General features: G+C 77.4%; 8 protein-coding genes. 3 read left to right on the top strand and 5 right to left on the bottom strand.

The window, feature by feature from the left end:
* A complete protein-coding gene (locus EDJALFJO_RS09305) occupies positions 1-1,953 on the bottom strand; it encodes an acetate--CoA ligase family protein (protein ID WP_158220354.1) in 1,953 nt (650 codons plus the stop codon).
* On the bottom strand, positions 1,950-3,197 hold the full coding sequence (locus tag EDJALFJO_RS09310; protein ID WP_088284463.1) for an acyl-CoA dehydrogenase family protein: 1,248 nt from the start codon (positions 3,195-3,197) through the stop codon (positions 1,950-1,952). The genes EDJALFJO_RS09305 and EDJALFJO_RS09310 overlap by 4 nt, the downstream gene beginning before the upstream one ends.
* Before the next feature lie 123 nt (positions 3,198-3,320).
* Here EDJALFJO_RS09310 and EDJALFJO_RS09315 point away from each other — a divergent pair, with 123 nt between their 5' ends.
* The gene (locus EDJALFJO_RS09315) at positions 3,321-4,004 is read left to right on the top strand and encodes a TetR/AcrR family transcriptional regulator (protein ID WP_143448401.1); all 684 of its coding nucleotides are present in this window, start codon (positions 3,321-3,323) and stop codon (positions 4,002-4,004) included.
* 97 nt (positions 4,005-4,101) lie between these two features.
* Positions 4,102-5,484, top strand: coding sequence for an aminotransferase class III-fold pyridoxal phosphate-dependent enzyme (locus EDJALFJO_RS09320; protein ID WP_088284467.1), 1,383 nt, complete (start codon positions 4,102-4,104; stop codon positions 5,482-5,484).
* A gap of 16 nt (positions 5,485-5,500) precedes the next feature.
* Here the strand turns inward: EDJALFJO_RS09320 and manA are convergent, their stop codons facing one another.
* Positions 5,501-6,790 (bottom strand): mannose-6-phosphate isomerase, class I, encoded by a 1,290-nt coding sequence (gene manA, locus EDJALFJO_RS09325; RefSeq protein ID WP_088284469.1) that lies wholly within the window; start codon positions 6,788-6,790, stop codon positions 5,501-5,503.
* Between the two features lie 150 nt (positions 6,791-6,940).
* On the opposite strand from manA, the gene EDJALFJO_RS09330 reads away from it, so the two are divergent.
* Positions 6,941-7,618, top strand: coding sequence for a cyclase family protein (locus EDJALFJO_RS09330; RefSeq protein ID WP_198950158.1), 678 nt, complete (start codon positions 6,941-6,943; stop codon positions 7,616-7,618).
* An 8-nt stretch (positions 7,619-7,626) separates the two neighbouring features.
* On the opposite strand, the gene EDJALFJO_RS09335 is transcribed toward EDJALFJO_RS09330, so the two are convergent.
* Both EDJALFJO_RS09335 and EDJALFJO_RS09340 read right to left on the bottom strand, forming a co-directional pair.
* Positions 7,627-8,931 carry a hypothetical protein gene (locus EDJALFJO_RS09335; protein WP_088284471.1) on the bottom strand — a complete coding sequence of 435 codons (1,305 nt, stop codon included), beginning with the start codon at positions 8,929-8,931 and terminating at the stop codon, positions 7,627-7,629.
* Positions 8,928-9,857: an alpha/beta fold hydrolase gene (locus EDJALFJO_RS09340; RefSeq protein ID WP_088284473.1), complete on the bottom strand. Its 930-nt coding sequence runs from the start codon at positions 9,855-9,857 to the stop codon at positions 8,928-8,930. Before EDJALFJO_RS09340 ends, EDJALFJO_RS09335 begins: the two co-directional genes overlap by 4 nt.
* Positions 9,858-9,955 lie beyond the last annotated feature (98 nt).

Consider the following 9,955-nt stretch of genomic DNA (forward strand, 5'->3'; position numbering starts at 1 on the left):
TTAGGCAGGTGCCGCGCGGCCCGTCCAGAGCGCGAGGGCGTCGACCGCCACTGCACCGGAGCCGTTCACCAGCACCGGGTTGAGCTCGACCGACGCCAGGTCCGGGCAGCCCAGCAGCAGGTCGCCGACCCGGGCGGCCAGCGCCACGAGCGCATCGAGGTCGACCGCCGGGCGGCCTCGCCCCCCGGTGAGCAGCGCGCTGCCGCGCAGCCGCAGCAGCCCGGCCCGCACGGCCTGCCCGGTCACGGGCAGCGGGAGCGTGACGACGTCGGCGAGCGCCTCGGACCAGATCCCGCCGAGCCCGACGACGAGGGTCGGGACGACGCCGTCCGCCCGGGCGCTGACGAGCACCTCGGTGCCCGGCGCGGCCATCGCGGCGACGAGCACCCGGGCGCCCGTGGGCAGCCCCGGCGTCGCGAGCAGCCGGGCGGCCACCGCCTCGACCGCCGCCGCGCCGTCGATCCCGAGGACGACGCCGCCGGCCTCGCTCGCGTGGAGCAGCCCGGGGGCGGAGAGCTTGACCGCGACCGGCACCCCGAGCCGGGCGGCGACCGCGCCGGCCTGCGCAGCGGTCGCCGCGACGCCGTGCGCGGGGACGGCGACGCCGGCGGCGACGAGCAGCGGCAGCACCTCGTGCTCGGCGAGCAGGGCGGGCCGCAGGCCGCCGACCGCACCGGCCGGCTCCTGGCCGGGGGTCGTCGCGACGAGCATCGGCACCGCCCCGCCCGCGGCGAGACCGGCGAGCGCCCCGTCGCGCGTGCGCCGCCACTCGCCGGCGTCGGACGGCGACAGCCCGGCGGGCTCGTCCTGCACGTAGAGCGCGTGCCCGACGTCCGGGTCGGCCGTCACCGCGGCGCCGATCCGGTGCAGCGCGGCCGGGTCGTCCCAGACGAGGTTCGTGTGGTCGAGCGGGTTCGTCGGCGTCGCCGTCGCGGGGAGCGCCGCGGTGAGCGCGGCGAGGGTCGCGGGGGACCAGCGGGTCAGGGCCACCCCGGTGTCGGCGGCGAGGTCCGCGGCGACGGCCGCGTCCCCGCCGGAGCACGTGACGACTGCGCAGCCGCGCGGGTCACGCCGTCCGGCGGCCAGCGCACGGGCCGTCTCGAAGAGGTCGTGCGGGCTCGTGACGAGCACGGCGCCGGCCTCCCGGGCGAGGGCGGCGAAGGCCGCGTGGTCCCCGGACAGGGACGCGGTGTGCGCCCCGCCGACGGTCCGCCCCTCGGCCGACCGGCCGGCCTTGAGGACGACGACCCGGACGTCCCGCTCGGCGCACCGGGCGAGCGCCGCCGCGGTCCGGGCGCCGTCGCCGTCCGCCTCGAGGTAGGCGGCGACGACCCGCACCCCCGGGGCCGCCGCGAGGTGCCCGAGCGCGGCGGCCGCGTCGACGGACGCCGCGTTGCCCAGCGAGACGACGGTGTGCAGGCCGAGCCCGGCGCGGTGCGCGAGGGCGAGGACGCCGAGGTTGCCGCTCTGCGTGACGAGCGCCGTCGTCGCGGCCGCGGGGTCGGGGAGGGTGACGGCGTCGCCCCACATCGGGGCGCGTGCGGTGACGGCGACGACCCCGTTGCTGTTCGGCCCGACGACGGGCATCGCGCCGGCCGCGGCCAGCAGCCGGTCCTGCGCGCCGGCGTCCCCGGTCTCGGCGAACCCTGCGGCGAGGACGACGGCCCCTCCGCAGCGCAGGCCGGCGGCCGTCGCGAGGACGTCCGGCACGGTCGCCGCGGGGGTCGCGACGACGACGGCGTCGACCGCCCCGGCGTCGGCGAGGGACGGGACGCACGGCACCCCGAGCACGTCGCGCCGTCCCGGGTTGACGGCGACGACCCGGCCGGCGAAGCCCGCGCGGAGCAGGTTCTCCAGGGCGTGCCGGCCGTAGGCGCCGGCGCGGTCGGTCGCGCCGACGACCGCGACCGACGCGGGGGCGAGCAGCCGGCCGAGCGCCGCGCCCGAGATCACAGGAGCATCGCCCGGACCCCGCGGCGCTCGAGCGACCGGGCGACGATCATCCGCTGGACCTCGCTCGTGCCCTCCCAGATCCGGTCCACCCGCAGCTCGCGCCAGAGCCGTTCCGCGGCCGTCGTCCGGACGTACCCGCGGCCGCCGAAGACCTGCAGCACCCGGTCCGCGCAGCGGTTCGCCGCCTCGCTGCAGAACAGCTTGGCCATCGACGCCCGGCCGTGGACGAGCTTCTCGTCGGCCCCGGCGTCGACCCGGTCCGCGACGTCGAAGGCGAGCAGCCGGCCGGCGGCCGCGTCGGCCGCGCTGTCCGCGAGCGGGAACGACACCCCCTGGTGGTCGAGGAGCCGGGCGCCGCCCTGCACCCGGCCCGCCGCCCACGCGACGCCCTCCTCGAGCAGCCGCTGCATCGCGCCGGAGCAGCGGGCCGCGATGGCGAGCCGCTCCTCGGTGAACCAGCGGCGCTGGATGTCCTCGCCCGCGCCGACGGCGCCGATGACGTCGGCGTCGGTGAGCTCGACCCCGGTGAAGCGCATCGTCGGGTGGCCGTGCGGGTAGGCGTGGGTGAACGGCGGGTCGTCGACGACCTCGACGCCGGGCGCGTCCGCGGGGACGGCGAACAGCGTCGGCCGGCGCTCGCCGTCCGTACGGCCGTCCGCCCCGTCGACCGCCCCGTCGACCGCCCCGTCGACCGCCCAGGCCATGACGACGACCACGGCGGCGACGGACCCGAAGGTGACGAACCACTTCTCGCCGTCGAGCACCCAGCGGCCGGGGCCGACCCGGCGGGCCGTCGTCGACATCTGTGTGGGGTCCGAGCCGGCGTCGGCCTCCGTCACGGCGTACGCGTCGTGCAGCTCGCCGCGCAGCGCGGGGACGAGCCAGCGCTCGACGAGGGCCGGCCCGGCCGCCTTCCAGACGTTGTAGGCGTTCGGCACGTACCAGGAGACGCCGTTCGTCGAGCGGCCGAGCTGCTCCTCGACGAGGAACCACTCGCGTGTCGTCCAGCCGTTGCCGCCGTGGGCGACCGCGTGCCGGCCGCCGTGGACGCGGGCGGCGAGCGACGCGGTCCGGATCCGCTCGACGTCCGCGGCCGGCAGCGGTCCGCCCGCGAGCTCGGCGGGCACCTCCAGCGGCACGAGCACCTCGTCGACGAAGGCGGCAGCGCGCTCGCGCAGCTCGGCCTCGCGCCGGTCCCGCGGCCCGTCGGGCCGCGCGGCCTGCCCGCTCGCTCCTACGCTCATCGCAGACCTCCCGCGGCAGCCGACCCCCGAGCGGCTATCCTGAATACTCGTTCAGATCGCCGTCAAGCGTGCGAGTCCGGACGACGGCCGGCAGGGGTGACCGGCGAGCGTGAAGGGGTGGCGATGGCAGGCACGACGTCGGGCCAGGCGGCCGGTGGCAGCACCGCGGCGCGGGCTCCGGAGGAGCGGCGCCGCCGCATCCTCGAGGCGACCGTCGCGGTGATCCGGGACCGCGGCTTCGCCGGCACCCGGGTCACGGACATCGCGGCCGCCGCGGGGACGTCGTCCGGCCTGGTGCTGTACCACTTCGGCTCGCTCGCGGGCGCGCTGACCCAGGCGCTGACGCACGTCGAGGACGTCTTCTACGGCGAGCTCGAGAGCGAGCTGGAGGCGGTCCCCGGGCCCGTCGACCGGCTGCGCCTCATGGCGGACCTCGCGTCCGGGGCAGGCCCCGCGGTCGGGGACTGGACGCTGTGGCTCGAGCTCTGGGTGCGCGCGCTGCGGGACGACGACGCCCGGGCCGCCCGGGAGTCGCTCGACCGGCGGTGGCGCGCCGCGCTGCGCCGGGTCGTCGTCGAGGGCGCCGCCGCCGGGGTGTTCCACCCGGCGGACGTCGCCGCGACGACGCTGCGGCTGTCGTCCCTCATGGACGGGCTCGCGATCCAGCTCGCCCTCGCCGAGCCCGGGATGACCCCGGCCCGGTTCAAGCGGCTGTGGCTCGACGCAGCGGCGCTCGAGCTGGGCGTGCCGGCGCAGGCGTTCCGCGGCCGCGCCGCCCGGCCGGTCCGGCGCCGCACCGCGTCCTGAACGTCTGGTCAGCCCTCGGCGGCCGGTGCTAGCCTGCGAAAGTCCTGAACGGGCGTTCAGGACTTCCCGGCAGTGGCGGGAGAGGCGGTGCCCGGCGATGGATCCCGTCGACCTGCAGCGGCTCGCGCGTGACCACCTCCTCATGAGCTTCACCGACCCGGCCGTGCTCGCCGGCAGGGACCTGCCCGTCTTCGTCCGCGGTGACGGCTGCCACGTCGTCGACAGCCACGGCCGCCGGTTCGTCGACGGGCTGTCGGGGCTGTTCTGCACGAACCTCGGGCACTCCTTCGGCGGCGTCGTCGGGGAGGCCGCCCGCCGCCAGCTCGCCGAGCTGGTCTTCACCCCGACCTGGTCGCTCACGCACGGGCCGGCGGCGACGCTCGCGGCCCGGCTCGCGGGGCTCGCCGAACCCCTCGGGCTCGACCGGGTCTTCCTCACCAGCGGCGGCGGGGAGTCGGTCGAGGCCGCGTGGAAGCTGGCCCGGCAGTGGCACGCCGCCAACGGCCAGCCCCAGCGCCGCAAGGCGGTCTCGCGCCGGCTGGCCTACCACGGCACCTCGCTCGGGGCGCTGTCGTTCACCGGCCTGCCGGACTGCCGGCAGCCCTTCGAGCCGCTCCCGGTCCCGACCGCGTTCGTCTCGGCGACCGACGCCTACCGGCACCCGGACGGCGCCGACGAGGCGCGGTTCACCGCCGCGCTGCTCGCGGAGGTCGAGGCCGCCGTGCAGTGGGAGGGGCCGGACCAGGTCGCGATGCTCCTCGCGGAACCGGTGCAGAACGGTGGCGGCGCGTTCACCCCGCCGGCCGGCTACTGGCAGGGGCTGCGCGACCTGTGCGACCGGCACGGGATCCTCCTCGTCGTCGACGAGACGATCACCGGCTTCGGCCGGCTCGGGGAGTGGTTCGGGTCGACGCGGTACGGCATCCGGCCCGACATGCTCACCTTCGCCAAGGGGGCGACCGCGGGGCACGCGCCGCTCGGCGGCGTCCTCGTCGGGCCGCGGGTCGCCGCGCCGTTCGTCAGCGGTGACGTCACGTACCTGCACGGCCTGACCTTCAGCGGGCACCCGCTGTGCGCGGCCGTCGCCCACGCCGCCCTCGACCTCTACGAGAGCGAGGACGTGCTCGCCCGGGTGCGGGCGCTCGAGCCCGGCCTGCGCGCCGGGCTCGAGGGCCTGCGGCGGGTGCCGCTCGTCGGGGACGTGCGCGGCGCCGGCTTCTTCTGGGCCCTCGAGCTCGTCCGGGACCGGACGACGAAGGCCCCGTTCGCCCCGGACGAGGCGGACTGGCTGCTGCGCGAGGTGCTGTCGGCGCGGATGGAGGAGCTCGGGCTGCTCTGCCGGCTCGACGACCGCGGCGAGCCCGTCGTCCAGCTCTCGCCGCCGCTCGTCGCCGACGCGGCGCTGCTCGACCGGGTCGTCTCGATCGTCGGCGAGGCGCTGGAGTCCGCGTGGGGGGCGTGGCAGCTGCGCGCGGCGTGAGGCGGCGCGGTGGCCGTCAGGCCGGGAGCAGTCCCGTCGCGGCGCGGAAGACCTCGCCGGGCCCCTGGATCGTCAGCGGCGCCCCGCCGGCCCCGACGAACGCCGACTGGCCTGCCTCGAGCCGGATCTCGTGCGGCCCCGACGAGAGCGTCACCGGGCCCTGGGTGCAGAGCACGACCTGCGGGCCGACGAGGTGCGGGAAGGCCCCGACCGGGGTCGCCGTCGACACCGCGAGCCGGGTCAGCTGGAAGTCTGCGACCGGTGGGCGCCAGGCCGTCTCGTGCGGGCTCAGCGTCACGGACGGGACGTCGAGCACCGGGCGGGTCGCGCCGTCCACGACCGTCAGCAGCTCCTCGACGGCGACCGCCTTGTGGGTCAGCCCCGCCCGCAGGACATTGTCGCTGTTGGCCATGATCTCCACGGCGAGGCCGTAGAGGTACGCGTGCGGTGCCCCGGCGGGCACGAAGAGCGTGTGGCCCGGCTCGAGCCGGACGAGCTCGAGCAGGAACGGTGCCGCCACGAGCGGGTCGCCGGGGTGGTGCTTGGCGAGCCGGCTCGCCCACACGAGAGCCCGGCGGGCGTCCGGGCCGACCGAGTCCGGGTCGTCCGGGTCGTGCGGCCCGAGCGAGCCGAGGATCGCCTTGGCCTGCTCGGCGACGTCCGCGGCGAGCGCCTCGCGGTCGTCCTCCGGCCAGGTCACGAGCAGCCGGAACGCCTCCTCGACGCACTCGACGTCGTCGGCGTCCTCGGCGAGCAGCGGTGCGGCGACCGTGCGGATCCGCTCGCAGTCGACGAGCCCGAGCAGGTACGCGGCGTCGTCCGCGGGCCGGAACCCGCAGAGGATGTCGGTCGGCTCGAGGGCGTAGGCGAGCTCCGGCTTGTGGAACGGGTCGACGTAGCGGTGGTCACCGGGGGCGTCCGCCTCGCCGGCGTAGGCGGCCGCGGCGCGCTCCGCCGTCGGGTGCACCTGGAGCGAGAGCGGCTTGTCGACGGCGAGCACCTTGAGCAGGAAGGGCAGCCGGGCGCCGAAGATCGCGGCGACGTCCGCGCCGAGCACGGACTCGGCGGCCTCGGTGACGAGCGCGTCGAGCGGCCGGACGGTGCCGTCGACCTCCTCGAGCCCGGACGGCGCCGACGGGTGCGCGCCCATCCACAGCTCGGCCTCGGGGGCCCCGGTCGGCGTGCGGCCCTGCATCCGGGCCAGCGCCGTCGTCGAGCCCCAGTCGTAGGGCTGGATCGGGTTGACCATCCGCTGCGGCCAGGGGCCGAGGGCCACGGGGCGGGGGGCGGCCGCGGCCTGCGTCATCGTGCCTCCCCCTTCCGGACGACCGCCCGGGGCGGTCCTCGAACGCTTCGGTACCGCCCAGGACTGTACGGCAGCCCGGCCGGGGGCCGCCCGGCGATGTGGACCACAGGGCGTGCACGCCGCCCGGTGCCGTCCGCGAGGATGACCACCATGAGTGACCGCCCACGCGTCATCGACCTCACCCACGTCGTCGAGGACGGCATGGTGACCTACCCCGGCCTGCCCGCCCCCGAGATCGGCGTCCACCTGACGCGGGAGGCGTCCCGGGCGGTCTACGCCGAGGGCACGACCTTCGAGATCGGCCGGATCGCCATGGTGACGAACACCGGCACCTACTACGACGCCCCGCTGCACCGCTTCGCCGACGGCGCCGACCTCACGGGGGTGCCGCTCGAACGGGTCGCGGCCGTCCCGGGGCTCGTCGTCGACGTCCGGGGCCGGTCCGGGGCCGGGGTGACGGCCGCCGACCTCGCCGGGATCGACGTCGCGGGCCGGGCGGTGCTGCTGCGGACCGGGCACGACGCGCGCTGGCGGACGCCGGAGTACGCGGTCGACGGCCCGTTCCTCGCCGCCGACGGTGCCCGGTTGCTGGCGCAGGCCGGGGCCGTGCTCGTCGGGATCGACGCGATGAACATCGACGACACCACGGACGGCACCCGGCCCGCGCACACGACGCTGCTCGCCGCGGGGGTCGGCGTCCTGGAGCACCTGACGAACCTCGGCGCGCTGCCCGCCGACGGGTTCGAGCTGCACGCCGCCCCGGTCCCCGTCCGCGGCCTCGGGACGTTCCCGGTCCGCGCGTACGCCGTGGTCCGCGACGCCGGCTGAGCCGCCGGTCAGCCCTCCTGGAGGTGCCAGGTGGCGCCGTCCGGGGTGTCCCGGACCTCGACGCCCGCCGCGGTGAGCCGGTCCCGGACGAGGTCGGACGTCCCGAAGTCCTTCGCGGCCCGGGCCCGCCCGCGCACCTCGAGGAGCAGCTCGACGAACGGGGCGACGACGGTGCGCGGGTCGCGGGCGCCGACGTGCGCGAGCTCCCCGAGCCGGACGACGAGCGCCCGCAGCGTGCGCCGGGCCGAGTCGGCCTGGTCGGACTGAAGCGTGTCCGTGCTCCAGGCGACGATCGCCGACTCCAGGTCGAGGATCGCCGTGACGCAGCCGTCGACGTCCGCGGCGGCCAGCGCCACGTCGAAGCGCGCGCGGGCCCGGCCCGTGGCGTCGGCGAGCGAGGTCGCGACCGCCTCGCCGCCGCTGTCCGTGACGGCGCCGGCCGGCTCGGCGGCGGCCGGTGCGGCGTCCGCCTCCTGCGCGCCCTCCGGGGCGCCGCCGGGGGCACCGACCACGTCGCCGCGCAGCAGGGCGCCGAGCTCGTCGAGGGTGAGGACCGTGCCGGCCGGGAACGTCCGGGAGGACCCGCGCCGCCGCACGGTGACCAGGCCGTTGCCGGCGACCCGGGCCGTCCGGGCGTCGAGGTCGACGACGAGCGCGGTGTGCTCGTCGACGCCGAGGACGCCCACCGCGTCGGGCAGGTCCGCCTCGAGCGCGACGAGGCGCTGCTCGCCGAGGTAGCAGAACCGGGTGTCGTGGCCGCCGCCCTCGGCGTTGTCGTAGTGCGGCACGACGACGCACTCGATGCCGGTGAGCCGGCCCATGAGGTCCAGGCCCTGCGCCCAGCGCGGCTCCTCGCCGACCTTGTAGATCTCGTAGACCGGGATCGTGTGCGTGCCGAGGGTGCAGGCGGCCGCGGACCCGAAGACGAGCGTGCCGCCGCGGGCGGCGACGTCGAGGAGCGCCTCCGGCACCGGGGTGCCGACCCACTGCCGCAGCGTGTACGTCGGGCTGCCCGGGCCGGCGAACGCCCACGACGCGCGGTGCAGGAGCGTCAGCGCCCGCTCGGCGTCGACGGTGGGCTGGTCGCTGCGGCGCCAGCGGGCGACCTCGACCGGGGTGCCGACGGAGTCGGCGAAGTACGCCTGGGTGCGGGCGACGAGGTCGTCGGCGTTCATCTGGAACCCGAACGGGGTGTCGAGCATGACGGCGGGGCCGCCGCCGGCGGACGCCGCGGACTGCGCGATGACCTCGCGGTGGACCTTGACCATGGTCGGCGCGGTCTCGCCGGAGCCCATGACGACGAGCAGGCTCATGAGCGTGCCTCCTGGGCTGTGGTGGGTGCTGCGGGGCCGGTGGCTCCGGGGACGCGGGCGGCGAGGGCCAGCAGGTCGGCCGCGAGGCTCGCCGGCTGCTCGGCGTGGATGTCGTGGTCGGCGCCGGGGTACCAGCGGACCGTGCCGTCCGGCAGGTGCGCCAGGGCGTCGAGGACGGCGGCCCGGGCGGCCCCGGTGCGCTCGTCGTCGCCCGCTGCCGGTTCGCCGCCGGTCGCCGGGACGAGGAGCACCGGGACGTCGACCCGTGGGTACCAGACGCCCGGGTCGCCCTCGAAGAGCGAGCGGACGATCTCGCGATGGTGCTCGCGGGACAGCCACGGCCGGACGCCGCCGTCGGGCAGCCGCTCGAGGTTGGCGAGCGTGCCCTCCAGCCCCTCGACCGGCCAGCCGGGGCGCATCGAGCGGATCCGTGCGGCGAGGTCGTCGTAGCGCATGCCCTCGAACGCCGGCGGGGCGAGGGCGGCCCAGCACTCGTCGAACGACGCGAACCGGTCCCGCAGCCGGATCCAGCCGCCGTCGACGCAGGCGACGGCGGCCGCCGACCCCGGGTGCCGGGCCGCGAGCGACAGCACGACGTTGCCGCCCCAGGACTGGCCGACGACGACGGGCGCCGCGTCGCCGACCAGGCCGAGCACCCCGGCGAGCGCGGCGAGGTCGTCGGCGCACGTGTCGGTGTCGTAGCCGTCGTCCGGCGCCTGCGACAGCCCGTGGCCGCGCTGGTCGACGGCGACGACGCGGTGGCCCGCCGCGGCGAGGTGCCGGGCGACGCCGTCCCACAGCCGGGCGTTGGACGACAGCCCGTGGACGAGGAGGAACGGGCGGCGCTCGCCGGGCAGCGTGCGGACGGCGAGCCGCGGGCGGCCGTCGGGCAGGGCGACGACGTCGGCGGTCGGGGCAGGAGGCACGGCATGAGCCTAGGCAGCGGGTCCGACGGTCGCCCGCCGGAAACCCCGGGGACCAGGTGCCGACCGATCACGCACGGTGCCATGATGCGCGGCGTGAG

This window comes from Kineosporia sp. A_224, from assembly GCF_002198655.1.
Lineage (GTDB): Bacteria > Actinomycetota > Actinomycetes > Actinomycetales > Kineosporiaceae > R-H-3.

Bases quoted from the DNA above. Each gene is read 5' to 3' on its own strand.
- EDJALFJO_RS09310 (WP_088284463.1), bottom strand. From the start codon at position 3,197: ATGAGCGTAGGAGCGAGCGGGCAGGCCGCGCGGCCCGACGGGCCGCGG.
- EDJALFJO_RS09315 (WP_143448401.1), top strand. From the start codon at position 3,321: ATGGCAGGCACGACGTCGGGCCAGGCGGCCGGTGGCAGCACCGCGGCG.
- EDJALFJO_RS09320 (WP_088284467.1), top strand. From the start codon at position 4,102: ATGGATCCCGTCGACCTGCAGCGGCTCGCGCGTGACCACCTCCTCATG.
- manA (WP_088284469.1), bottom strand. From the start codon at position 6,790: ATGACGCAGGCCGCGGCCGCCCCCCGCCCCGTGGCCCTCGGCCCCTGG.
- EDJALFJO_RS09330 (WP_198950158.1), top strand. From the start codon at position 6,941: ATGAGTGACCGCCCACGCGTCATCGACCTCACCCACGTCGTCGAGGAC.
- EDJALFJO_RS09335 (WP_088284471.1), bottom strand. From the start codon at position 8,931: ATGAGCCTGCTCGTCGTCATGGGCTCCGGCGAGACCGCGCCGACCATG.